23 protein-coding genes are annotated in these 23755 nt (G+C 73.2%); 5 read left to right on the plus strand and 18 right to left on the minus strand.

The genetic code is table 11. The annotated features are described in order from the left end of the window. Positions 1-32: 32 nt before the first annotated feature. Positions 33-1094, minus strand: coding sequence for a S8 family peptidase (locus tag ACZ6R6_RS13510; RefSeq protein ID WP_470093077.1), 1062 nt, complete (start codon positions 1092-1094; stop codon positions 33-35). A 205-nt stretch (positions 1095-1299) separates the two neighbouring features. Between ACZ6R6_RS13510 and ACZ6R6_RS13515 the strand changes: the two genes are divergently transcribed. After that, on the plus strand, positions 1300-1794 hold the full coding sequence (locus tag ACZ6R6_RS13515) for a DUF3145 domain-containing protein (protein ID WP_306866956.1): 495 nt from the start codon (positions 1300-1302) through the stop codon (positions 1792-1794). 361 nt (positions 1795-2155) lie between these two features. Here ACZ6R6_RS13515 and ACZ6R6_RS13520 read toward each other — a convergent pair whose 3' ends face one another. From ACZ6R6_RS13520 to ACZ6R6_RS13560, 9 genes are all read right to left on the minus strand, one after another. Further along, entirely contained in the window at positions 2156-3577 is a 1422-nt protein-coding gene (locus ACZ6R6_RS13520; protein WP_470093079.1) for a carboxyl transferase domain-containing protein, read from the minus strand. Positions 3578-3590: 13 nt separating this feature from the next. Then, a complete protein-coding gene (gene fabF, locus ACZ6R6_RS13525) occupies positions 3591-4823 on the minus strand; it encodes a beta-ketoacyl-ACP synthase II (RefSeq protein WP_470093081.1) in 1233 nt (410 codons plus the stop codon). 53 nt (positions 4824-4876) lie between these two features. Further along, complete coding sequence (locus ACZ6R6_RS13530) at positions 4877-5116, minus strand: acyl carrier protein (protein ID WP_306866964.1); 240 nt, start codon at positions 5114-5116, stop codon at positions 4877-4879. A 112-nt stretch (positions 5117-5228) separates the two neighbouring features. Further along, entirely contained in the window at positions 5229-6185 is a 957-nt protein-coding gene (locus ACZ6R6_RS13535) for a beta-ketoacyl-ACP synthase III (protein ID WP_470093083.1), read from the minus strand. 74 nt (positions 6186-6259) lie between these two features. Then, positions 6260-7165, minus strand: coding sequence for an ACP S-malonyltransferase (locus tag ACZ6R6_RS13540; protein WP_470093085.1), 906 nt, complete (start codon positions 7163-7165; stop codon positions 6260-6262). A 116-nt stretch (positions 7166-7281) separates the two neighbouring features. Beyond that, the gene (locus tag ACZ6R6_RS13545; RefSeq protein WP_470093219.1) at positions 7282-8466 is read right to left on the minus strand and encodes a PucR family transcriptional regulator; all 1185 of its coding nucleotides are present in this window, start codon (positions 8464-8466) and stop codon (positions 7282-7284) included. 152 nt (positions 8467-8618) lie between these two features. Next, positions 8619-9104, minus strand: a complete 486-nt coding sequence (locus ACZ6R6_RS13550) for a DUF350 domain-containing protein (RefSeq protein ID WP_470093087.1) — start codon at positions 9102-9104, stop codon at positions 8619-8621. Positions 9105-9119: 15 nt separating this feature from the next. Further along, entirely contained in the window at positions 9120-10280 is a 1161-nt protein-coding gene (locus ACZ6R6_RS13555) for a glutathionylspermidine synthase family protein (RefSeq protein WP_470093089.1), read from the minus strand. Between the two features lie 10 nt (positions 10281-10290). Next, the gene (locus tag ACZ6R6_RS13560) at positions 10291-10719 is read right to left on the minus strand and encodes a hypothetical protein (RefSeq protein WP_470093091.1); all 429 of its coding nucleotides are present in this window, start codon (positions 10717-10719) and stop codon (positions 10291-10293) included. Positions 10720-10834: 115 nt separating this feature from the next. On the opposite strand from ACZ6R6_RS13560, the gene ACZ6R6_RS13565 reads away from it, so the two are divergent. Beyond that, positions 10835-11653 (plus strand): helix-turn-helix transcriptional regulator, encoded by an 819-nt coding sequence (locus ACZ6R6_RS13565; protein ID WP_470093093.1) that lies wholly within the window; start codon positions 10835-10837, stop codon positions 11651-11653. Between the two features lie 24 nt (positions 11654-11677). On the opposite strand, the gene ACZ6R6_RS13570 is transcribed toward ACZ6R6_RS13565, so the two are convergent. Continuing rightward, positions 11678-12211, minus strand: a complete 534-nt coding sequence (locus ACZ6R6_RS13570) for a MarR family winged helix-turn-helix transcriptional regulator (RefSeq protein WP_470093095.1) — start codon at positions 12209-12211, stop codon at positions 11678-11680. An 82-nt stretch (positions 12212-12293) separates the two neighbouring features. On the opposite strand from ACZ6R6_RS13570, the gene ACZ6R6_RS13575 reads away from it, so the two are divergent. Continuing rightward, positions 12294-13574 (plus strand): amidohydrolase family protein, encoded by a 1281-nt coding sequence (locus ACZ6R6_RS13575; protein ID WP_470093221.1) that lies wholly within the window; start codon positions 12294-12296, stop codon positions 13572-13574. 13 nt (positions 13575-13587) lie between these two features. Here the strand turns inward: ACZ6R6_RS13575 and ACZ6R6_RS13580 are convergent, their stop codons facing one another. After that, positions 13588-14655, minus strand: a complete 1068-nt coding sequence (locus ACZ6R6_RS13580) for a LysR family transcriptional regulator (protein ID WP_470093096.1) — start codon at positions 14653-14655, stop codon at positions 13588-13590. 89 nt (positions 14656-14744) lie between these two features. Between ACZ6R6_RS13580 and ACZ6R6_RS13585 the strand changes: the two genes are divergently transcribed. After that, positions 14745-16247 (plus strand): MFS transporter, encoded by a 1503-nt coding sequence (locus tag ACZ6R6_RS13585; protein WP_470093098.1) that lies wholly within the window; start codon positions 14745-14747, stop codon positions 16245-16247. A gap of 137 nt (positions 16248-16384) precedes the next feature. Here ACZ6R6_RS13585 and ACZ6R6_RS13590 read toward each other — a convergent pair whose 3' ends face one another. Genes ACZ6R6_RS13590 through ACZ6R6_RS13615 form a run of 6 tightly spaced genes read right to left on the minus strand, consistent with a single transcriptional unit; the run spans position 16385 to position 21765 of the window. Then, a complete protein-coding gene (locus tag ACZ6R6_RS13590; RefSeq protein WP_470093100.1) occupies positions 16385-17494 on the minus strand; it encodes a sensor histidine kinase in 1110 nt (369 codons plus the stop codon). Further along, a complete protein-coding gene (locus tag ACZ6R6_RS13595; protein WP_470093102.1) occupies positions 17491-18144 on the minus strand; it encodes a response regulator transcription factor in 654 nt (217 codons plus the stop codon). The genes ACZ6R6_RS13590 and ACZ6R6_RS13595 overlap by 4 nt, the downstream gene beginning before the upstream one ends. A gap of 57 nt (positions 18145-18201) precedes the next feature. Next, a complete protein-coding gene (locus ACZ6R6_RS13600) occupies positions 18202-19446 on the minus strand; it encodes an ABC transporter permease (RefSeq protein ID WP_470093104.1) in 1245 nt (414 codons plus the stop codon). Further along, positions 19443-20162 (minus strand): ABC transporter ATP-binding protein, encoded by a 720-nt coding sequence (locus ACZ6R6_RS13605; RefSeq protein WP_470093223.1) that lies wholly within the window; start codon positions 20160-20162, stop codon positions 19443-19445. The genes ACZ6R6_RS13600 and ACZ6R6_RS13605 overlap by 4 nt, the downstream gene beginning before the upstream one ends. Before the next feature lie 56 nt (positions 20163-20218). Beyond that, on the minus strand, positions 20219-21265 hold the full coding sequence (locus ACZ6R6_RS13610) for a peptidoglycan-binding protein (RefSeq protein WP_470093106.1): 1047 nt from the start codon (positions 21263-21265) through the stop codon (positions 20219-20221). Then, positions 21262-21765, minus strand: coding sequence for a hypothetical protein (locus tag ACZ6R6_RS13615; RefSeq protein WP_470093108.1), 504 nt, complete (start codon positions 21763-21765; stop codon positions 21262-21264). The genes ACZ6R6_RS13610 and ACZ6R6_RS13615 overlap by 4 nt, the downstream gene beginning before the upstream one ends. Positions 21766-21930: 165 nt before the next feature. Between ACZ6R6_RS13615 and ACZ6R6_RS13620 the strand changes: the two genes are divergently transcribed. Continuing rightward, positions 21931-23727 (plus strand): bifunctional serine/threonine-protein kinase/glutamate ABC transporter substrate-binding protein, encoded by a 1797-nt coding sequence (locus ACZ6R6_RS13620; RefSeq protein WP_470093110.1) that lies wholly within the window; start codon positions 21931-21933, stop codon positions 23725-23727. The last annotated feature ends 28 nt before the right edge of the window (positions 23728-23755 follow it).

Below are 23755 nucleotides of genomic sequence, written 5' to 3' on the forward strand. Positions count from 1 at the left end.
TGAGTGTCCGTGCGACGACTTTGGGTGAGACTTTACCTTGGGGCGGGCACGACGGCGCCCAGTTCGGGGATTTGTCGGGTTCGCCGGGGATCGAGGACGTGGGCCGCGGCCTCCTGCGGGGTCCGGTCCCGGACCGCCGCCGCGATCGCCCCGCTGACCACGGCCGCGGCGAAGGAGGTCCCGCTCCAGCGCGCGTAGCCGCGGAACGCTCCGTGATCGAGGAAGGAGCTGGTCAGCCACTCGCCCCGGGTGCAGGCGTCCACCCAGGGGCCGTGCGCCGAGAAGGGGGCCGCGGCCTCCTCTGCCGCGTCCAGCGCGCCGACGGCGATCACCTGGGGCAGCGCCGCGGGCCAGAACGGCCGGTCGGAGGCCGTGTTGCCGGCGCAGGCGACCACGGCGGTGCCCGCCAGGCCCGCCAGCGCGGCCTCCACCAGCGGGGAGGGGCGGTCGTCGAAGGTGTGGCCGCCGAAGGAGAGGTTGAGCACCTGGGGCGGCTCGGCCCTCAGCCGGGCCAGGACGCGCAGCAGCCCCGCCTCGTCCCCGACGCCGCGCCCGTCCAGCACCCGTAGCGGGCGCAGCCACGCGCCCGGGGCCGAGCGCAGGACCAGCCCCGCGATGAAGGTGCCGTGCCCCGCCTGGGCGTCCAGCTCACCGTCGCCGTCGGAGTCGGGCGGCTCGGCGGCCTCGCGCCGCTGCCGCAGGAACCAGGGGTGCTCCCGCCACCAGGGGTGCGCGGTCAGGCCGGTGTCGGGTATGGCCACGGTCACGGCGTCCGCGGCCGCCTCGGGCGCGCCGGGCGGGGAGAGCGGGGTGGCCGGGAAGGGGCGGGAGGCCGGGCCGCCGAAGAAGAGCGGCTGGCCGACCAGGACGTGGTTGGGGGAGGCGGGGTGCCCCCGGTCGCGGACCGCCGCCACCAGGTCGCAGACGTCCACGCCGGGTGAGAGCCGGATGCGGAAGACCCCGTCGGCCTCGGCCGCCGCGGCGGTCCACCGGGAGACCGCCGCCATCCCCGAGGCGTCGGTCAGCAGCTGGCCGGGCCTGATCAGCGCGGGCGCTCCGGGCACGGGCTCCACCCGCTCGATGTCGGTGTCCATCCGCTCCTCCGGGGGCGATCGCCCTGTCGCTGGGTCTTCTCCTCTCCGAGGATGCCCCGAGCCGGGCGCCCGTGGCACAACATCTCGGTATGACCCCCCTCTGGTGCGACGTCACAACCGACGGTAGTCTCTCCTTCAGTCACTTGTGATCATCCTGGGACGAGGCCGTTGGGGAAGGCGCACCTCGTACGAAACGGGAGGTCCGGTGTCTGCTCGTGGCGTGCTTTACGTCCACTCAGCTCAGCCTGCGCTGTGCCCTCATATCGAATGGGCGGTCGCGGGTGTCCTTGGCGTGCCCGTAGACCTGACCTGGACTCCGCAGCCCGCCGCGCCCGGTCACGTGCGCGCACAGGCCGAGTGGGAGGCCCGTCAGGGGACCGCGGCGGCCATCACCTCGTCGTTGATGGGCTGGCAGCGGATCCGCTTCGAGATCACCGAGGACGCCTCGCCGGGTGCCGACGGGTCCCGTCACGCCTACACCCCGTCTCTCGGCGCCTTCACGGCGGTGATCGGGGCCTCGGGCGACATCCTGGTGCCCGAAGACCGGCTGCGCTCGGCGATGCTGGCGGCGCGCCAGGGCCGTGTGGTGCTGGAGGAGGAGCTCGACCGCCTGCTCGGCAAGCAGTGGGACGCCGAGCTTGAGTCGTTCCGTTACGCCGGTGAGGGCGCCCCGGTCCGCTGGCTGCACGCCGCGGTCTGACCAGGCGATCGCCTCCGGCCGGAAGGACGGACCCTCTGATCGGGAGGTGGGCGGACCCGGCCCGGACGGGGACGAGAGTGGCGCCTGCTCTGTCCCCCGTCCGCGCTCCCGGCCGCCCGTCCGCGCCGGAGGTCATGGCACCGCGACGGGCTGCGGCGGAGGTCATGGACGGCCATGGCACCGCGACGGGCCGCGGCGGAGGTCATGGCCCACCACGACACGGCACGGTACCGCTGCGCCGCCGTGGCGGGCCCACGATGGTGCCCCAAGCCCATGGAGCCCCACGGTGGTGCCCCACAGCGCGCGGAGCCCCCGCCGGTGTGCACCGGCGGGGGCTCCGTCGAGTCAGGATCGAACCAGGTCAGAGCGGGATGTTGCCGTGGGCGCCGCGGGCGGGGGTGGCCTGGGCCAGCACCCTGGCGATGGCGCCGCGGGTCTCCTCGGGCTTGACGACCTCGTCCACCACGCCGAGCTCGATGGCCCGGTCGAGGCCGCCGGCGACGATCTCGTGCTCCTCGGCGAGCCGGGCCTCCAGGGCCGCGCGCTCCTCCTCGGGCGCGGCCGCGAGCTCGCGGCGCTTGAGGATGCGGACCGCGGCGACCGCCCCCATGACCGCGATCTGGGTGGTCGGCCAGCCGAAGACCTTGGTGGCACCCAGCGAGCGGGAGTTCATCGCGATGTAGGCGCCGCCGTACGCCTTGCGGGTCACCAGCGTGATCCGCGGCACGGAGGCCTCGGCGAAGGCGTGCAGGAGCTTGGCGCCGCGGCGGACCACGCCGTCGTGCTCCTGGCCGACGCCGGGGAGGTAGCCGGGGACGTCCACCAGGACGACCAGCGGCACCCCGAAGGCATCGCACATCCGGACGAACCGGGCGGCCTTCTCCGCCGACAGCGAGTCGAGGCAGCCGCCCAGGCGCATGGGGTTGTTGGCGATCACACCGATGGTCCGGCCCCCGAGACGGCCCAGTGTGGTGACGACGTTGGGCGCCCACTTGGTGTGCAGCTCGACGCCCGGCTCGTCGAGCAGCCCCTTGACGAGGGGCTTGACGTCGTAGGCGCGGCGGACGTTGTCCGGCAGCAGGCCGGAGAAGTCGACCTCCTCGACCTCGGTGCGGACCCGGCCCTGGTGGCCCAGGAGCACCGCCAGGCGCCGGGCCTGGACGTAGGCGTCGGTCTCCGACTTGGTGACGATGTGCGCGACGCCGCTGCGCTTGCTGTGCGGCTCGGGGCCGCCCAGCGCGGCCATGTCGATCTGCTCGCCGGTCACGCTGCGCACCACGTCGGGGCCGGTGACGAAGATGCGGCCCTCGTCGGCCAGGATCACGACGTCGGTCAGCGCCGGGCCGTACGCGGCCCCGCCGGCCGCGGGGCCGACCACCACGGACAGCTGCGCGACCACGCCGGAGGCGCGGGTCATCGCCGCGAACACGCGGCCGACCGCGTGCAGCGACTCCACGCCCTCGGCCAGGCGGGCGCCGCCCGAATGCCACACGCCGATGATCGGGACGCGCTCGCGTACCGCGACGTCGTAGGCGTGGACGATGTGCTCGCAACCCTCGCTGCCCATGGCGCCGCCCTGGACACGGGCGTCGCTGACGAACGCCACCACGGGCACGCCCTCGACGCGGCCCATCGCGGAGAGCACGCCGCTGCGGTCGACGGGAGTGATCAGCCGGACCGACCCCTCGTCGAGCAGGGCCGCCAGGCGCACCTGAGGATCACGGGGATCGCCGGCCTCCTTGTCGGAGGCGTCGGTCACCACCCTGTTGTCGAGCACAGTCATCACTAGCTCCTTGTCAGATGCTGGTGAAGGCCACGGCGACGTCGTGTCCACCGAACCCGAAGGAGTTGTTGATCGCCGCGATCTGACCGTCGGGCAGCTTGCGCGGCGCGCCGCGCACGATGTCGACCTCGACGCCGTCGTCGAGGTCGTCGAGATTGATCGTGCCGGGCGCGATCCGCTCGTGCAGCGCCATGACGGTGAAGACGGACTCGATGCCGCCGGCACCGCCGAGCAGATGGCCGGTCATCGACTTGGTGCCGCTGACCAGCGGGTGGTCGCCGATGACCTCCTTGATCGCGATGGTCTCCACCACGTCACCGGCGGGAGTGGAGGTGGAGTGCGCGTTGACGTGCTTGATGTCCTGGCCGGTGAGACCGGAGTTCTCCAGGGCGCGGCGCATGGCCAGCATGACCCCGGCGCCGGTCGGCTCCGGCTGGGCGATGTGGTGGGCGTCGGCCGAGTAGCCGACACCGGCGGCGACGGCGTAGATCTTGGCGCCGCGCGCGAGGGCGTGCGCCTCCGACTCCAGCACGACGATGCCGGCGCCCTCGCCGAGGACGAACCCGTCACGGCTCTTGTCCCACGGCCGCGAGGCGAGCTCGGGCTCGTCGTTGCGGGTGGACATGGCGCGCATGGCGGCGAAGGAGCCGATGTTCAGCGGGTGGATGGCGGCCTCGGTGCCGCCGGCCACGACCACGTCGGCGCGTCCGGAGCGGATCATCTCGATGGCGTAGCCGATCGACTCCGCGCCGGTGGCGCAGGCGCTCACGGTGGCGTGCACGCCGGCACGGGCGCCGATCTCGATGCCGATCCAGCCCGCCGCGCCGTTCGGCATCAGCATCGGGACGGTGTACGGCGACAGCCGCTGCCAGCCCTTCTCCTTGAAGGTGTCGTAGGCGGCGAGGATCGTGGTGATACCGCCGATCCCGCTGCCCACGACCACGCCCAGGCGCTCCGGGTCGACCTTGTCGATCGCGGCGTGCGCCCAGGCCTCGCGGGCCGCGACCAGCGCGAACTGCTCGGCCCGGTCAAGCCGCCGTGCCTCCGGCCGGGGCAGCACCTCGGTCGGGTCCACGGCGGCCACGGCGGCGAACTTCACCGGGACCGAGTCGACCCAGTCCTCGGTGAGGTTGCGGACCCCGGACTGACCGGCGAGAAGCGCCGACCAGGACGAGGCGGCGTCCCCACCGAGAGGCGTCGTCGCGCCGAGCCCGGTGACGACGACACGTACCTGGTCTGTGTTCACGTTCTTGCGCTCCTTGTGAATCGCGGGTCGAATCCGGGAAGGTTAAAGATTTCTCAGCTCTGGATGAAGCTGATGACGTCCTTGACGGTCTTGAGGTTCTTGAGCTGCTCGTCCGGGATCTCGACGCCGAACTCGTCCTGGGCGGCGACGGCGATCTCGACCATGGACAGCGAGTCGATGTCGAGGTCGTCCACGAAGTTCTTCTCCGGGCTGACCTCGGAGGCCGGGATGCCGGTGATCTCGTTGATGATCTTGCCGATACCAGCGAGGATCTCCTGCTCGGTCAGAGCCATGTCGCGTGTTCTCCTTGGATTCGGTTTCTTCTTGTTCTGCACGGCGAACCGTGCAAGTTCTGTTTCCGTACGGCGGGCCGTACGAGTTCTGTACGGCGGGACCGTACAGGTCTCAGGGGATCTCGACGACCTGACCGGCATAGGTCAGGCCGGCGCCGAAGCCCAGCAGCAGGGCGAGCCCGCCCGACTGGACCTCGCCGCGCTCGATCATCCGGGACAGCGCCAGCGGGATCGAGGCCGCGGAGGTGTTGCCCGCCAGCACGATGTCCTTGGCGACGACGGCGTTGTCGGCGCCGATCTTACGCGCGATGGCCTCGATGATGCGCAGGTTGGCCTGGTGGGGCACGAAGGCCGCGAGGTCGGCGGGGTCCACCCCGGCACGCTCGCAGATCTCCTTGGCCACCGGGTGGAGCGCGGTGGTCGCCCAGCGGAACACGGTCTGGCCTTCCTGGTGCAGGAAGGAGTCGCGGTCCCTGATGATGATCGCGTCGGACTTGTCGCCGGCGCTGCCCCACACCACCGGGCCGATGCGAGGGGTGTCGGACGGGCCGACGACCGCGGCGCCCGCGCCGTCAGCGAAGATCACCGCGGTGGCCCGGTCGGTCCAGTCGATCCACTGGGAGAGCTTCTCGGTGCCGATGACCAGCACGTTGGTGGCCGAGCCCGCGCGGATCGCGTCGTTGGCGACGGCCAGCGCGTAGCAGAAGCCGGAGCAGGCGGTGTTCACGTCGAACGCGCCGGGGGCGTCGATGCCGAGCCGGGTGGCCACCCGGCCGGCCGCGTTGGGGATCTGCGTCTCCAGCGTACAGGTGGCGACGATCACCAGGTCGATGTCGGCGGCCGACAGCCCGCTCGCGGCCAGGGCCTTGCCGCCGGCCTGCACCGCCAGGTCGATCTCGGACTCGCCCTCGGGGGCGATCCGGCGCTCCTGGATGCCGACGCGGCTGCGGATCCACTCGTCGTTGGTCTCCATGGTGGCCGACAGATCGTCGTTGGTGACGATCTTCGATGGCTGGTAGTGGCCGAAGGCCAGGATCTTCGCGCCCGGCGCGCCATTCATGATCTTCATCCGTCGCTCACCACTTCTCGTTAGCTGCGTGGGCCGCCCGTGCCCCGCAGGCCGTCGTGCCCACCGCGCCGGCGTCAGGCCGATCCACTGAGAACCCCGCGGGCCGCGTCCAGGTCGTCGGGGGTCTTGAGGGCGACCGTGGCCACGCCGCGCAGCGCGCGCTTGGCCAGGCCGGTGAGGGTGCCGCCGGGGAGCAGCTCGATCATCGCGGTGACGCCCCGGGCGGCCATCGTGGCCATGCAGGCGTCCCAGCGGACCGGGTTGGCCACCTGGTTGATCAGGCGCTCCACGAACTCGGCGCCGCTGGTGACCACCGCGCCGTCCGCGTTGGACAGCAGGAGGGCGGACGGGTCGCCGGGCGTGATGCCGGCGGCGGCCTCGCGCAGGCGGTCGACGGCCGTGGCCATGTGCACCGTGTGGAAGGCGCCGGCGACCGAGAGCGGGATCAGCCGGGCCCGCGCGGGCGGCTCGGCCTTGAAGGCCTCAAGCTGCGCCAGCGTGCCGCCGGCCACGATCTGCCCGGCGCCGTTGATGTTGGCCGGGGTGAGGCCGTGCCTGTCGATGGCCGCGAGAACGTCGTCCTCGACGCCGCCGAGGACGGCGACCATGCCCGTCTCGGTCACCGCGGCGGCCTTGGCCATGGCCTGGCCGCGCTCGCGGACCAGGGTCAGGGCCTGCTCGGGGGTGAGGACCCCGGCCAGGGCGGCGGCGGTCAGCTCCCCGACGCTGTGCCCGGCGACGACGGCGGGGGAGGCCCCGAGGACCTCCGCCACGGCCAGCCCGGCGGCCACGAGCAGGGGCTGGGCGACCGCGGTGTCCCGGATCGCGTCCGCGTCGGCGGTGGTGCCGTAGGCGACCAGGTCGAGGTCGACCAGGTCGGACCAGGCGGACATACGGTCAGCCACACCCGGTATTTCAAGCCATGGAGCCAGGAAGCCTGGGGTCTGGGCGCCTTGGCCCGGAGCGACGATGACGAGCACGAAATCCAGCCTGCCCTGTAGGAGTCCGCTACACGGATAAGGATACGAACGAACTTTATCCACCTAGTTTTGTAGGAAGCCTACAGCGGTGGTTTCGTACAGGTTAAAGGAGGAGGCTAGGGCGCAGTCATTTCGGACAGCCGGCCGAGGATGAGTCCCACCTGCAGGGTGAAGGCGGAGCGGCCCTCCGTGGGCTGGTATCCGGTCAGCTCGGTGATCTTCCGTAGACGGTAGCGCACCGTGTTCGGGTGCACGAAGAGCAGGCGGGCCGTGGCCTCCAGGGACGTGCCCTGTTCGAGGTAGGTCGCGAGCGTGTCGAGCAGCGGCGTGCCCACCAGCGGCAGGTAGACGTTCTCGATCAGCTGGCCCCTGGCGTCGGCGTCGCCGTCGATCGCCCGCTCGGCCAGCAGGTCCTCGGCATGGACCGGCCGGGGCGCGTCCGGCCACCCGGAGGCGGCCCGCAGGCCGGCGATCGCGGCCCGCGCCGAGCGCGCCGCCGCGTGCAGGTCGTTCACCTCGGGCCCGATCACGACCGGTCCCGGGCCGAAGCGCGGCACCACGTGCCTGGCCGCGGCGGCGACGTTGTCCGCGCCGCCCACGATCACGATCAGCCGGTCGCCCTGGACCCCGGCCAGCATGTCCAGGCCGGATCTGCGCCCCCGGTCGCGCAGTCCGTCGATCACCGCCTGGGGGTCGTCGTCGGGCGTCTGCCCGGCCAGCACGACCACGGGGGAGGAGGTCCAGCCCAGCGCGGCGGCCCACGAGTGCAGGCCGTCGTCGACCTCGCCCCGCACCAGCGCGTCGACGATCAGCGCCTCCAGGCGCGCGTCCCAGGCGCCGCGCGCCTCGGCCTCCCGCGCGTAGACCTGGGCGGCGGCGAAGGCGACGTCACGGGTGTAGCGGAGCATCGCCTGCTGGAGCTGGTCCTCCCCGCCGGGCGCGGCCAGGTCCCCGGTCTGCGCCTCGACCACCTCGACCACGATCCGGACGATGTCCACGGTCTGCTGCAGGGAGATGGAGCGCTTGAGCTCGCGGGGAGCGGTGCCGAAGAACTCGATGCTGGGGGTCGGGCGGCCCTCCCCGGCGTGCTGGAACCACTCCACGAACGCGGCGATCCCGGCCTGGGCCACCAGCCCGACCCACGACCTGTCCTCGGCGGACAGGGCGCGGAACCACATCAGCCGGTCGTCCATCCTCGCCATGGCGGCCGTGCCCAGCGTGCCCATGGCCCGCTCCAGCCTGCGCGTGGTGTCTTCCCGCACGCGGTCTTGGTCGGCCTCCTCCGCGCCGGGCCCGACCATGACGTCACCGTGTCTGCTGCCTCGCTCGCTCCGCTCCCTCACGTCACTAAGAGTGCCAGGTCGCACGAGATGCGCCAGCCGTCGGACCGCACAGCGCGCGGGCCGCGATCCTGTGCGATCCGCGCACAGGCGGGGCGCCGGCCGGTGGCGGGTCAGATGACGGCGACGGCGGTGATCAGGCCGATGACCAGGTGGGTGACCGCGAGAAGGCGGGCGCCGGGCTGCGGGTCGGGCTCGCTGACCAGCTCGCGGACCGAGATCCCGGCGACCTTGTCGAAGGCGACCATCGCCACCGTCTGCACGGCGATGCCCACCAGGCCGAAGACCGCGGTCGCCAGCAGCCCTTCGTGCAGGGCTCCGCCGGAGGACCAGATGGAGGCCGCGACGATCAGCCCCACCGCGGCCAGGCCGGAGCTGGTGAGCAGGGTGGCGTTGGGGTTGCGGTCGGTCTTGATCAGGTGGCTGAGCTTGCCGGGGATGGCCATGTCGATGACGTAGAAGCCGATGATCAGCAGGATCACGCCGAGCGCCGCGTAGGAGACGACGGCGAGCGCGCCGCGTCCGAGGGTCTCGGCGAGGGAGATGGTCTCGGCGCCGATCGGGGCGGGGAGCAGGCTGGGCTGGGGGGTGGGACTCATGTGGTTCTCCAGGGTTCAGAGTTCGATGCGGTGCGGGACGAAGGACGACGTGTCGTCGGTGATGAACCCTGAGGTCTCACGGATGCCGACCCCGGCCGCCTCGTCGTGTACGACCCAGGCGCCGAGCACGGGACGCCAGCCGTCGAAGACGGGCAGTGCCTGGAACTCCTGGTAGACGTGCCCTTCGGCGCCGTAGCCGCCGGAGGTCTCGACGCGGTCGCCGGGGGTGACGATCCGCATGCTCGCGCCCTCCCGGCCGAGCAGCGGTTTCGCGATGTAGGAGGGCATGTCCCGGGGGCCGTCGAGGTAGGCCGGCAGCAGGTTCGGATGCCCGGGATACAGCTCCCAGAGCACCGCGAGCAGCGCCTTGTTGGACAGCAGCATCTTCCACAGCGGCTCGATCCAGGTCATCGAGACCTGCTGGCGCACCGCCCGGTCGCCGAACGGGTCGGCCACCGCCCACTCCCACGGGTACAGCTTGCACAGCGAGCGGATCACCCGGCGCTCCATGTCGACGAACCGCAGGTTGAGGCTGTCCCAGCCGATGTCCTCCATGGCCACCGCGACCGTCTTCAGCCCGGCCTGGTCGGCGGTCTCCTGGAGGTAGGCGAGGGTCATCGCCTCCTCGCCGGTCTCGTCCATGTTGGTCCAGGCGAAGTGCGCCGGCCCGGTGGGCAGACCGGCCGCTATCTGCTGCCACCGGTCGATCAGCCGCTCGTGGATGGAGTTCCACTGGTCGTCGTCGGGGTAGCGGTCGCGCAGCCAGAACCACTGCACGACCGAGCTCTCCAGCAGACTGGTCGGGGTGTCGGCGTTGTACTCCAGCAGCTTGGCGGGGCCGGTCCCGTCGTAGCGCAGGTCGAAGCGGCCGAACAGGTGGGGGTCGCTCCGCTCCCAGGAGCGGGCGATCTCCGGCGCCACCCATTCGGGGACGGCGAAGTCGGCGTAGCGGCCGTGCTCGATGACGTGCTCCACCGCGTGCAGGCACATCCGGTGCAGTTCCTCGACCTGGTTCTCCAGGTCGAGGACCTCGTCCATGGAGAAGACGTACTGCACGCCCTCGTCCCAGTAGGGGCGGGCGAGGCCGTCGGGGTGGGCCGAACGGTGGTAGGCCAGACCGTGGCCTTCGATGATGCTCTCCCAGCCGTCCCGGGGGAGCGAGGTTTCGCGTCGCATCTGCCCGGGCTCAGCTCCCGCTGCCCCAGCCGCTGCGGCCGCCGAAGCCGCCGCGCTGGATCACGGTGCCCTTACGGCTGGTGATCCTGACGTCCGAGGGGCGCACGGTGGTGCCCTGCAGGATCCGCGCCCCGGACCGCACACCTCCGTAGTACCAGCCGTAGGCGCCGCGGGAACCGGAGTAGTGGACGTGGTCGTCGTCGCAGTATTCCTCGTCCACGACCGTGTAGGAACCGTCCGGCTGGTAGCTGTTGAGGTCCACGCAGTCGGCGCCGACCTCTTCGTAGTCGTCCTGGGCCGCGCAGTAGCCGATGAGGAGCAGCGAGACGACACCGATGCCGGTGAGCGTGATGATCTTGGAGGCCTTCGAACCGGAGGAGGCGGGCTCGTGCGGAGGACGCTGTCCTGCTGCCAGTGGGTGTTTCGGTCCTGCGGCCATCGAACTCCAATGAGATGTGTCGGCACAGGCTATCGATGCTGTTTTGTCTGTTCAACTACGGCAAAGGGATTGCCGCTCATCTGGAGTGTCGGTATCGCCGCGTAACGTCGCAAGTGTGAACCGTACGGATCGGCTTTACGCCCTGGTCGAGGAGCTCCGCGCGATCTCGCCCCGTTCCCGGTCGGCGCGGGAGCTCGCCGCCAGGTTCGAGGTGAGCGTCCGCACCGTCGAGCGCGACATCTCCGCGCTCCAGCGGTCGGGGGTGCCGATATACGCCGAGCCGGGCAGGCGCGGCGGCTACGCCCTCGGCAAGAGCATGTCCCTGCCGCCGCTCGACCTCACCCCGGCCGAGGCGGCGGCGGTCGTCGCGGCGCTTGAGCGGGCGGGGGGCGACCCCTCGGCCCACCACGCCCGCAGCGCCCTGCGCAAGCTGGTCGCCGCGATGTCGCCCGCCGAGAGCGCCGAGGACGTCGAGAGCATCGGGGACGCCGAGAGCACCAGGGGTGTCGAGAGCGCCGGGAGCGTCGGGGACGCCGAGAGCGCGGAGGACGTCGAGGGCGCGGAGGACGTCGAGGGCGCCGCGGCCGGGGGGCCGGCCGTCCGGGTGCACGCCGCCGTCGAGCCGGAGCCCTACCCCCGGGTGTCGCGCGTGATCGGGCAGGCGCTGCTCCACCGCAGGGTGCTGCGGATCCGATACGAGGACCACAAGGGCCGGGTCACCACGCGTGAGGTGGAGCCGGCGATCTTCGTGGGCGGGCGCGGCGGCCACTGGTATCTCGTGGGCATGTGCCGCCTCCGGCAGGACGCGCGGGTCTTCCGCCTCGACCGCATCGGCTGGGCGGAGGAGACCGACGAGTCCTCGCCCGAGCACCCGCCGGAGCGCTTCGCCCCGCAGCTCCCCCAGGTGATCACGGGCACTCCGGAAACCGGCTGAGCCCGCCCGCGCGCCGACGCGCGCTCAGCCCCGGCGGGAGGCGGCCGGCCGGTCGCCGAGGGCGAGGAGCACCTCGCGCAGCAGGTCGGCCAGTGCCCGGGCGGTCTCCTGCGGGACGCCGGCGAGCAGCTCCCCGTGGGCCTCGGTCGTGGCCAGGGCGAGCTCCTCGGCCCGTCGGGCGCCCGCGGGCGTCAGGCGGACCCAGGAGCTGCGGCCGTCGGCGGGGTCGGGCTCGCGCTCGACGAGCCCGGCGGTGGTGAGCCGCTGCAGGATGTTGCTCGTGCCGCCCGTCGTGAGCGAGGAGCGGGAGGCCAGCCGGCTGGGCTTGAGGCGGTAGGGGGCTCCGGCCCGGCGCAGTGTCGCCAGGACGTCGAACTCGGCGTAGGTCAGTCCGTATTCACCTAGCACGGACTGGGTGGTCTCCTCGACGAGGGCCTTCAGCCGGCCGGCGCGCTTGATGATCTCCAGTTGGACGGTGGCGGCCTCGGGGAGCTCGGCCCGCCACCCCTCCATCATCTCGTCGACGTGGTCGCGCCGTGTGGTGTCTCGCCGTCCCATGGGATTGAGGATATCCCTCTCCCCTGATAGCTTTCAGAAAAGCTTTATTGATTGCTTTTTGGAAAGAGGACCCCCCGTGCGCATGCTCATCACCGACGGAATCGTGATCGACACCGATCCGGAACCCCATGTCCTGCCGGGGGCGGACGTGCTCATCGAGGACGGCGTGATCGCCGCGGTGGGCCCCGGACTCGGTGCCGCGTTCGGCGTCGCGCTCGACGGCGCCGAGGTCGTCGACGCGGCCGGCCGGATCGTGCTGCCCGGCTTCGTGGACACCCACCGCCACCTCTGGCAGAGCGTGCTCCGCTCCATCGCGGCCGACACGACGCTGGGGGACTATCTCAGCCTCGTCCTGGGCCGGCTCGCCCCCGCCTTCCAGGCCGAGGACGTCTACGCCGCCAACCTGTGGGGCGCGCTGGAGGCGCTCAACGCCGGTGTCACCACGCTCTACGACTGGTCGCACATCCAGCTCACCCCGGCGCACACCGACGCCGCGATCGATGCCCTGCGCGATTCGGGGATCCGCGCCGTCTTCGCCTACGCGCATCCGGGCAGCGACGATGCCGCACGCCGTGAGGGAGAGGTGCGCAGGGTCGCCTCGCTGGGCCTGTCCGGCCTGGTGACCCCGGCTCTGGCGGCGTGGGGGCCGGTCTACGGCTCGGTCGGCGCGGCCGAGGCCGACTGGCGGCTGGCCCGTGAGCTCGGGCTCCCGATCAGCCTGCACGCGACCGGGACCGGGGCGGTCGAGCGGCTGCACCGGAGCGGGCTGCTCGGGCCCGATGTGATGTTCGTGCACGGCAACGGCTTCACCGACGAGGCCATGAGGCTCATCGCCGGCAGCGGCGGCACCGCCTCGGTCGCGCCCGTCGTGGAGTCGCAGATGGGGCATGGGCACCCGGAGACCGGCAGGTTCCGCGAGTTCGGGATCCCGACGGGGCTCGGCGTCGACACCGTCACCGACGCGCCGGGTGACCTGTTCGCCGTCATGCGCGCCGCCTTCGCCGCCGAGCGGGTCCGGGGCGGATCGCTGACCACGGGCGAGGTGCTGCGGATGGCGACGGTCGAGGGGGCGCGGGTCCTCGGCCTGGAGGACCGGATCGGGTCGCTGCGGCCGGGCAAGCAGGCCGACCTCGTCCTGCTACGCGCCGACGCCCTCAACCTCGCGCCGGTGCACGACCCGATCGGCGCGGTGGTGACCTGCGCCGACACGAGCAACGTGGACACCGTGATCGTCGCCGGCCGGGTCGTGAAGCGGGCGGGCCGGCTCGTCCACGCGGACGTGCGCCGGGCCCTCGACCTCGCCTCCCGCTCGGCCGCGCGGCTCGGCGCGGCCGCCGGGGCGCCGGTGGCGGCCCCGCGCTGACGCCGGCCGGCGATCACCGGCCGGCGCCCTGGCCGGACCCCGCTCCCGCTCCTGGTCCCAGTCCTGGTCCTGGTTCCGCTCCCGCTCCCGGTTCCGCTCCTGCTCCTGGTGCGGGCGCGGGCGTGCCGGCGGTGGCGGCGGCGCGGTCTTCGGCCGGCAGCCAGTGCCGGCCGGGCTCGTAGTGCAGCCACCCCTCCCGCCGGGCCGTCGCGTCGGCGGTGTCCAGCATCCGGCCGAGGAGCGGATGGCGGTTGTCGCGCCGCCAGACCATCGACCAGGGGTAGAGCGGGGTGGGACCGGCCAGCGGGACCAGCACCGTGGCCGGGAGCCGGGCGGTCCGGACGTCGGCGTCGATCAGCCACACGCGGTCGGGGTGCGCGTGGATCTGCGCCACCACCTGGTCGAGGGTGGCGACCGCCGGTCCGATGGTCAGGGGGATGCCGAAGTGGTCGCCGAGCGCGCGCAGGTAGCCGTCCAGCTCGGTGGCGCCCGCGAGGGCGGGCGTCCAGATCCCGTGGGGGCGCAGGTCGGCCGGGCGCAGCGTGGGCCGCGCCGCCAGCGGGTGGCGCAGCGACATCAGCGCGTGGAGGGGCTCCAGCCGCAGCAGCCGGTGGGCCAGGCCGTCGGGCCAGGGGTGGGGCAGGCCGTGCACCCGCCCGAAGGCCACGTCGATCTCGGCGCGCCGCAGTGCCGACAGGGCGGTGCCCAGGCTGTGCCGGGTGCTCAGCTCCAGCGGCAGGTCGCCCAGATCCACGATCAGCTGGCGGAGCAGCGAGGAGGCGGCGATCGGCCGGAAGGTGTCGAGCCGCAGCGGCTGCTGATCGAGCTGCGCCGCGGCCACGATCTCGTCGGCGACGGCCAGGGCCTGCCGCGACAGGGGCAGCAGCCGCCGTCCGAGATCGGTCAGCTCGACGACGTGATGGCCGCGCACGAACAGCGGCCCGCCCAGCGTCGTCTCCAGGCGCCGGATGCGGTGGGACAGGGCCTGCTGGGTGAGGAACAGCCGGCCCGCGGCCCGGCCGAAGTGCAGCTCCTCGGAGGTCGTGACGAAGGCCTGGAGCTGGCGCAGGTCGAGATCCATCCCCAACAAGCTGCAGTGACAAGAACTGCTTGTCAAGGAGGCGAGTTGTTGTTGGACGCCCTGGGACACCAGGCGGTTGGGTGGATCACATGGATGAGGACCTCCGGTCCCGCGGACCGGCTCAAGACCCGGACGGCACGGCAGACCCGGACGGCACGGCGGCCGCGCCGGATCCGCGCCGCTGGCGCGCGCTGGCGGTGCTGGCCCTGGTGCAGTTCATGTTCACCGTGGACAGCTCGATCGTGAACATCGCGCTGCCCTCGGTGCAGCGGGATCTGGGGGCGTCGACGGAGGGCCTGGCCTGGGTGGTCAACGCCTACGTCGTGACCGCGGGCGGGCTGCTGCTGCTCGGCGGACGGCTGGCCGACCTGTGGGGACGGCGCCGCGTGTTCCTCGCCGGCACCGCGGTGTTCGCGCTGGCGTCGCTGGCCAGCGGTGTCGCGGGGAGCACCGGCATGCTGGTGGCCGGCCGGTTCGGGCAGGGGCTCGGGGAGGCGCTGGCGGCGCCGGCCGCCCTGTCGATGATCGTGCTGATGTTCCCCGACGGCCGCGAGCGGGCCCGTGCCCTGGCGATCTGGGGAGGGCTGAGCGGGCTGGGCGCCACAGTCGGGGTGCTGCTGTCGGGGGCGCTGACGGAGCTGGCCGGCTGGCGCTGGGTCTTCTTCGTCAACCTGCCGGTCGCCGCGGTCGCGCTGCTGCTCGCCCCCCGGCTGGTGGACGCGCGGCCCGGCGCCGGCGGGCGCAGGGTGGACTGGGCGGGCGCGGTGCTCGTCACCGCCGGCCTGATCGCGCTCATCGCCGGCCTGCTCGCGGCCGGCCGCAACGGCTGGAGCGCCCCGGTCGTGCTGCTGCCCCTGGGCGCCGGGCTGGCCGCGCTGGCCGCCTCCGCCGTGGTGGAGACGAGGAGCGCCGCGCCGCTGGTGCCGCCGCGTTTCCTGGCCAGCCGCGTCCGCCTGTCGGCGAACCTGGCGACGATCACGCTGACCAGCGGCATGGCGGCGACCATGTTCCTGCTCACCCTCTACATGCAGAACGTCCTCGGCTACCAGCCGCTGGCCACGGGGCTGGCCTACCTGCCCTTCTGCGTGGCCTTCCTCGCCGGCCTGGCGGCCTCGACCGCGCTCACCGCCAGGCTGGGCACCACGGGCACCATCGGCGCCGGCCTCGTCCTCAGCGCCGCCGGGATGCTGTACGTGGCCGTGCGCATGTCGGTCACCAGCGGCTACGCCGCCGACGTGCTGCCCGCCATGGTGATGATCGCCGCGGGGCTGGGGACCGCCTTCCCCGCGCTGCAGAACGCGGCCCTGCACGGGGTGACCGACGACGACGCGGGGCTCGGCTCGGGGGTGCAGACGACCATGCAGCAGTTGGGCAGCGCCCTCGGCCTGGCCGTCTTCACCGCGGTCGCGATAGGCCGCACCGGCACGGCGCTGGAGGCCGGGCAGTCCTCCCCGGAGGCCGCCGTCAGCGGCTACCAGTGGGCCTTCTACGCCGCGGCGGGCGTGCTGCTCCTGGCCGCCCTGCTGGTGTCGGTGACCGTACGGCCCGCGCGGGACGCCGGCGCGCGGACGCGGGCCGCGGAGCCCTCCTGACGCCTCCGCCGGCCGCCACGCCCGACCCGCCGGTCCCAGTGGAAGCACTCGGCGGGCCCGGCGGAAGCACCCGGCGGGCCCTCAGCCTGCGGGCCCTCAGCAGGGCCGTCCGGCCTGTGCGGCGCGGCCGCCGGCGCTCATCCCGGCGCCAGCCGTACGGTGACGGTCAGGCCGCCGCCCGGACGCGGCACGGCCTCCACCGAGCCGCGGTGGGCCCGGGCGACCGCCCGGACGATCGACAGGCCGAGGCCCGCGCCGGCGGTCGAGCCGGTCCGGTCGCGGTCGAGGCGGCGGAACGGCTCGAAGAGCTCCTCGATCCGGTCGGCGGGGACGACGCGGCCGGTGTTCTCCACGGTGACGACGCTCCCCCGCCGGTCCCGGCCGGTGCGGACGGTGACCAGGGCGCGCCCGTCGTTGTACTTCACCGCGTTGTCGAGCAGGTTGCCGATCATCTGTCCCAGCAGCACCGGATCACCGGTCGCCGGGGCCGGGTTCAGGTCCGCCGTGGCCTCCGGCACGGAGGTCAGCGCGCTCCCGGCGAGTTCGGCCAGGTCCACCGGGCGGCGCTCGGTCAGCTCCCGCTCGCTCTGGGCCAGCAGGAGCAGTCCCTCGATGAGCCGTTCCTGGCGGGCGCCGGCGGCCAGCAGCTCGGCGCCGACGGCCCTGATCTCCGTGGGGAGGCCGGGATCGGTCATGGAGACCTGCACCAGCGCCCGGTTGATGGCCAGCGGGGTGCGCAGCTCGTGGGAGGCGTTGGCGACGAAGCGGCGCTGGCTGTCGAAGGCGTGGTCCAGGCGTTCCAGCATGGAGTCGAAGGTGTCGGCCAGGTCGCGGAGCTCGTCGCGGGGGCCGTCCAGGGCGATCCGCTCGTGCAGGGTGCTCTCCGACAGGCGGCGGGCCGCCTCGGTCATCGTGTGCAGCGGGGCCAGCGCCCGGCGGGCCACGATCCACCCGACGGCCAGCCCCGCCACCCCGACGATCGCGGTGGCCAGCAGCGACCACTGGATCATCGAGGCCATCACGCTGTCGCGGTACTGGCCCTTGACGTCGGTGAAGGTCCGCAGGAGGTCGCCGTCCCGGGGGAACGGCACGGCGACGGCCTCCCGGGGCGTCACCCTGACGGGCTGGTGGAGCATCTGCCGGACGACGAAGTAGTTGGCCAGCACGAGCACGAGGCCCGCGGCGGAGAACAGGCTGCCGTAGACCAGGGTCAGGCGGAGCCGTACCGAGATCCGCCGCGCGCTCACAGCCGGTATCCCAGACCGGTCACCGTCTCCACCACCGGCGGGTCGCCGAGCTTCCTGCGCAGGGTCATCACCGTGACCCGCACCGAGTTGGTGAAGTAGTTGATGTTCTCGTCCCAGGCCTTCTCCAGCAGGTCCTCGGCGCTGACCACGGTGCCCTCGGCGCGCATCAGGATCTCCAGCACCGCGAACTCCTTGGGGCTCAGCGCCACGTACCGGCCGTCGCGGAAGACCTCGTGACGGCCCGGGTCGAGGGTGATGCCCGACCGGCTGAGCACCGGCGGCACCATCTGGGGGGTCCGGCGGGCCAGGGCGCGCAGCCGGGCCACCAGCTCGGGGAAGTCGAAGGGCTTGGGCAGGTAGTCGTCGGCGCCGATCGACAGGCCCTCCACCTTCGACCCGAGGTCCCCGGCGGCGGTCAGCATGATGATCCTGGCCGGGACCCGGGCGGAGACCAGGCGGCGGCAGACCTCGTCGCCGTGGAGCACGGGCAGGTCCCGGTCCAGCACGATCACGTCGTAGTCGTTGACGGCGGCCCGTTCCAGCGCCGCGTCCCCGTCGTGGACCACGTCCACGGCTATGGTCTCCCGGCGCAGGCCGGTCGCCACGATGTCGGCGAGCACCCGCTCGTCCTCCACGATGAGCACTCGCATGATCGCAATCCTGTCCGTCCAGGGGTAAACATCGGATAAGTGCCCTCCCTCAGGCCCTCAGGGCGTGGTGAGAGCGAGGGTGGGGGACATGCGGGCCGCCCGCATCGCGGGATAGATCCCGGCGACCGTCCCCACCAGCAGGGGCGCCGCCAGGCCGCCGGCCAGGGCCCAGAGCGGGACCACGGCGGGCAGGTCCCGCACGGCGGCGTACCCGACGGTGACCAGCGCCCCCAGTGCCACCCCCGCGGCGCCGCCCATACCCGACAGGAGCAGCGACTCGGTGAGGAACTGGCCGCGCACCTGGCCCCGGGTGGCGCCGAGCGAGCGGCGCAGGCCGATCTCCCCGCGGCGTTCCAGCACCGAGATGACCATGGTGTTGGCCACGCCGACCCCGCCGACCAGCAGCGCCATCGCGCCGACGCCGAGCAGCAGGTCCGTGAACGCCCCCGCGGCCGCGGCCTTCGCGACGAGCCCGTCGGAGGGCCTGCTGACCTCGACCTCCTCGGGGTGCTCCGGGTTCACGGTCCTGGGCAGCACCTGGCGCACCTCGCCCACCGCGGTGTCGGAGGAGCGGATGTAGAGCGTGGTGGGGTGGCCGTCGAAGTCCAGGTACCGTCCGGCGGCCTCGGACCCGACGAGCACCGACCGGTCGATCTCCGGCGCCAGCGGGGAGGCGGCCAGCACGCCGGTGACCGTCCACCATCGCCCGCCGATCCACACCTGGTCCCCCACCTCCCGCACGCCGAGCCGCCGGGCCGCCACCGACCCCAGGACCACCGCGCGCTGCGCCCCGGTCGCCCGGTTGAGCCAGACGCCCCGCTCGAGGCGGGTCTGGAGCGTGGTGAGCAGGCCGGGCGAGGCCGCCCGGACCCCGAGCCCCCCGGTCTGCTCCCGTGGCACCATGTCGGTCCGCCAGACGTGCTCGCCGGTGTCACCGGTGGCGGCGGCGCCGGTCACCGGCCCGATCCTGGCGGCCATGGCGACCGCCTCCTCCGGCAGCTCGGCACTGCCCCCGAGCACGGTCCGCCCGGCGGTGACGGTGAGCAGGTCGGTGCCGAGCCGGTTGAGCTCGTCGAGCAGCCGGGCCTTGCTGGAGGAGGAGATCCCGACGACCGCCACCATGGTCGCGATGCCGATCGCGACGCCCAGCGCCGACAGCAGCACCCGGCCCGGCCGGGTCCGCAGCCCGGAGCCGCCCACCCGCAGCAGGTCCGCCCAGCCGAGCCGGCCGGGGACCGGATCCGGTGTGGTGCGCGCCGGACCGGGCCGCCCGTCCTCCGGTACGTGCCGTGTCCGGTTCATGCCGTGCTCCCCGGGAGTGCCCCGCCGCCGGTCTTCCCGCCCGCGTCGATGTCGGTCCTGTCGTCGGTGACGATCAGGCCGTCGCGCAGCCTGACCCGGCGCGGGGCGGCCGCGGCCACCTCGTCGTCGTGGGTGATGATCGCCACGGTGGTGCCGGAGGCGTTGAGCTCGCGCAGGATCGTCAGCACGGCGTGGCCGGAGGCGGTGTCGAGGTTGCCGGTCGGTTCGTCGGCCAGCAGCAGCGACGGCTCGCCGGCCACGGCCCTGGCCACCGCGACCCGCTGGCGCTCCCCGCCGGACAGCTCGCCGGGCCGGTGCCCCAGCCGGTGGCCGAGGCCGACCCGCCTGAGCGCCTCGGCGGCCCGTTCCCGCCGTTCCCGGCGTGGGGCTCCGCCGTACAGCATGCCGTCGGCGACGTTGTCGAGCGCGGTGACCCCGGCGGCCAGATGGAACTGCTGGAAGACGAACCCGATGCGCCGGGCGCGCAGCGCCGACAGCTGCCGGTCCGACAGTGCCCCCACGTCGTGCCCGGCGACGCGGACGGTCCCGGCGGAGGGGCGGTCGAGGGTGCCGATCAGGTGCAGCATGGTCGACTTCCCCGACCCGGAGGGGCCGACGATCGCCACGAGTTCGCCGGGCAGGACGCGCAGGTCCACGCCGCGCAGCGCGCGCACCCCGCCGGGATAGGTCTTCTCCGCCCCCGACAGCTCGATCATCGGGGCGGGCGGGCCGGTGGTGTCCGCGGGGCCGGGGGCGAGGTCAGGCCGGTGGCTCATGACTGCGGCACCTCGACCTTCACACCCTCGGCGAGACCGGCGCCGGACACCTCGACGCGGCCGGAGGCGTACAGGCCGGTCTCGACCGCGACGGTGCGCTGATCGGCCAGGCGCAGGCCGTAGCCGCCCTCGCGGAGGGCCAGCAGCGCCTCGACCGGGACGGAGAGCACGTCCCGGCGGTGCTCGCCGCGGAGGTTCACCGTGACGGGGGCCTGGTCGAGGCGGCCGAGCTTCCGGGGGTCGGCCAGGGTGACCTCAAGGTCGATCGTGGAGGCGCCGGTCGGCCGGCCGCCGTCCATCTCGGGCTCGGCGACCGTGCCGACCGAGGTGATCCGGCCCCTGGCCGGGCCGCCGCCGGGCAGCTCCACCGTCACCGGGGCGCCGATCCTGGCGAGCTGCTGGTCGGCCGAGTCGAGGTCGATGTGGACGACCCGGCGGGTGCTGGTCGTGGTCACCACCGACCGGCCCGCGGCGGTCCCGGGCTCCGCGGTGACCTCGGCGATCCGCAGCCTCCCGGAGGCGACCACGACCTGGGCCGCGTCGACCGACCCGGTCTCCGGCAGGCCCGCGGCGTCCTGCCACCACCGTACGGCCCGCGCGGTCAGCCAGGAGAAGTCGCCGTCCACCGTGCCGGGGTCGTGGCCGAGGGCCTTGAGGTTGCGCTCCAGCTGCTCGACGTCCTTGCCGCTGGAACCGGAGGACAGCGTGCGGTACATCGGGATGTCGCCGTACATCAGGATCACCGGCCTGCCGTCGACCCGGTAGAGCCAGCCGCCCCGGCCCACCGTGGATCCCTGTTCCCTGACCCTGGTGACCGTGCCGTCCGCGTGGTTGGGCAGCCTGCGGCGGCCCGAGTAGCCGAGCGTGCCGTCGACGGCCTCGGCGTCGGCCAGGTCGGAGCGGGTGATCTCGGCGGTCGTCACGGGGGCGGCGGAGGCCGCGGCGGGGGCGTCCTGCCGGCCGGTCAGCGTGAGCGCCGCCACGCCGCCGCCGGCGAGCAGGACGGCCCCGGCGGCCCCGGCGATGACCCTGCCGTGTCTCAAGGCCGCTTCCCCGATCCGGGCAGATGCTCCCGGCAGATCTCCATCGCCTTCTCGGTCTCAGGAGAGTTGAGATTCATCCTATTTCCGCCTAAACGCACCCTTCCATCTGAAAAGTCAGGATCCTTCATGTCGACGCCGTTCTCCCGCATACAGCGGGCGTACTTCAGCAGGGCGTTCTGCACCGCGGGGTCGGCCGCCGACCTCTTCTTCTGGCCGGCCGGGCCGTATTTCTCGCAGGCCCTGGACGCCCTGTCCAGGTTGTCCTTGTCGACCTCCCCGCGGAGCGTTACGGCGTCGCTGCCCGGCTCCGGGTCGGGCATGTCGACGCCGTTGTCCCGCATGCACCGGGCGAACCTCAGCCCGTCCGGCTGGGCCGGTGCCGCCGGGGCGGCCGAGGACGTGGCGCCTCCCGCGGAGGCGATCCCGGGCTCCGGGCTCTGCCCGCACCCGCTCACCGCGGCGGCCGAGACGATCGCCGCCACCACCAGAACTGTTCTCATCGCGATTCCCTCCCTGTCGCCACAGATATTGCGAGAACCCTGTTAAACACTCTTTAAGCGGATCCGTTTAACCGGTCCTTATCTCCGGGTCGTGGCGGGAGCGGGCGATCTTCACCCTTCCGATGTGTAATGCTTGGGCAAAGCGGTGCATACGAGGGGTCGGCGATGCCGGAGATCAGACCGCTGCGGCCCGGGGATCCGCCGCAGTTGGGGGACTACACGCTCCAGGGCAGGCTGGGGGAGGGCGGTCAGGGGGTCGTCTACCTCGGGGAGTCCGCCGACGGGGGACGCGCCGCCATCAAGCTGCTGCACGTGCGCTTCACCGGCGAGGCCCACGCGCGCTCCCGCTTCGCGCGCGAGCTCGCCGCGGCCCGGCGGGTGGAGGCGTTCTGCACCGCCCGGGTCCTCGCCGCCGACCTCGACGGCGAGACGCCCTACATCGCGAGCGAGCTGATCGACGGGCCCTCGCTGCGCCAGGTGGTCGAGCGCGACGGACCGCTGAGCGGCGACGCGCTCAGCCGGCTCGCCATCGGCACGGCCACCGCGCTGACCGCGATCCACCACGCCGGGATCGCCCACCGCGATCTGAAACCGGACAACGTGCTGCTGGCCGCGGACGGCCCCCGGGTCGTCGACTTCGGCATCGCGAAGATCATCGACGAGAGCGGGACGATCACCACCCGCGCGGTCGGGACCCCGGCCTACATGGCGCCCGAGCAGATCGCCGAGGAGCGCGTCGGCCTGCCCGCCGACGTGTTCGCCTGGGCCTCGACCATGGTCTTCACCGCCACCGGCAAGGCGCCCTTCGGCGGTGACACGATCGTGGCGACGCTCAACCGCGTCATCAACCACGAAGCCGACCTGAGCGCCCTCCCCGAGGACCTGCGCCCGACCGTCGCCGCCTGCCTGAACAAGGACCAGCGGCTCCGGCCCACCGCCGACGAGGTGCTCAAACGCCTGCTCGGCCATCCGGTGGACGAGGCCCGGGCCTCCGAGGAGGTGCTGGCCGAGGGCGTCCAGGCCGCCACGGTCGACCTGACCCGGGTGGAGCGGCGGACCCCGGCCCGGCGCCGCCGCCGGGCCGCCGCCGCCGTGGCCGTGGTCCTCGGCGCGGCGGCCGCCTTCGTGGCCGTCCAGTCCGGCCCCATCTCCGGCTGGGGCGCCGCCGCCTCGCCGAGCCCGGCCGCCTCCACCCCGGCCCCGGCGGCCTCCACCGGCTCGCCCCTGCTCGACCGGATCAGGGCCGGCGGCGTGCTCAGGATCGGCTACCGCAACGGCCTCCCCGGCGTCTCGCTGGGCGTGCCGCCCACCGGGTTCGAGATCGACGTGGCCGAACACATCGCCAGGGCCCTGAAGGTGCCCGAGGGCAGGGTCAGATACGTACCCGTGGGCTACGCCGACCGGGAGGCGGCGGTCGAGCGGGGCAAGGTGGACCTCGTGGTCGCCAACCTCTCGATCGACAGCGCCGACCGCGGCCGGGTCGCCTTCGCCGGACCGTACTACCTGGCCCACCGCGACGTGCTCGTCCGGGCGGGCGCCAAGATCTCCAAGATCGAGCACCTGCGCGGCAAGCGGCTCTGCCTGGCCTCCGGCCAGACCACCAGCCCCCTGATCAGCGACAGGGGCGTCAGGTTCGTCGCCGTCCACGACATCGACACCTCCAAGTGCGCCACCCGGGTGGCCGACGGCAGCGCCGACGCCCTGCCCGGCGACGACGTGCTGATCGCCGGGTTCGGCGCCCGCCTGCGCGGAGCGGGACTCAAGATCGCCGGGATCCGGCTCACCGCCGAGCGGTACGGCGTGGCGCTGAGAGCCGGCGATCCCGGGGCCTGCCGGGCGATCAACGCGGCGATCGGGTCCATGTACGCCGACGGGACCATGCGGACGCTGCTCGAACGCCACTTCGGCAGGGTCGGCTTCCGCTTCGAGACCGAGCTGCCCGAGCTGGAGACCTGCCGGTAGCGGGACAGGCCCGGGCGGCCCCGCCCGG

Source organism: Streptosporangium sp. NPDC048886, assembly GCF_055586905.1.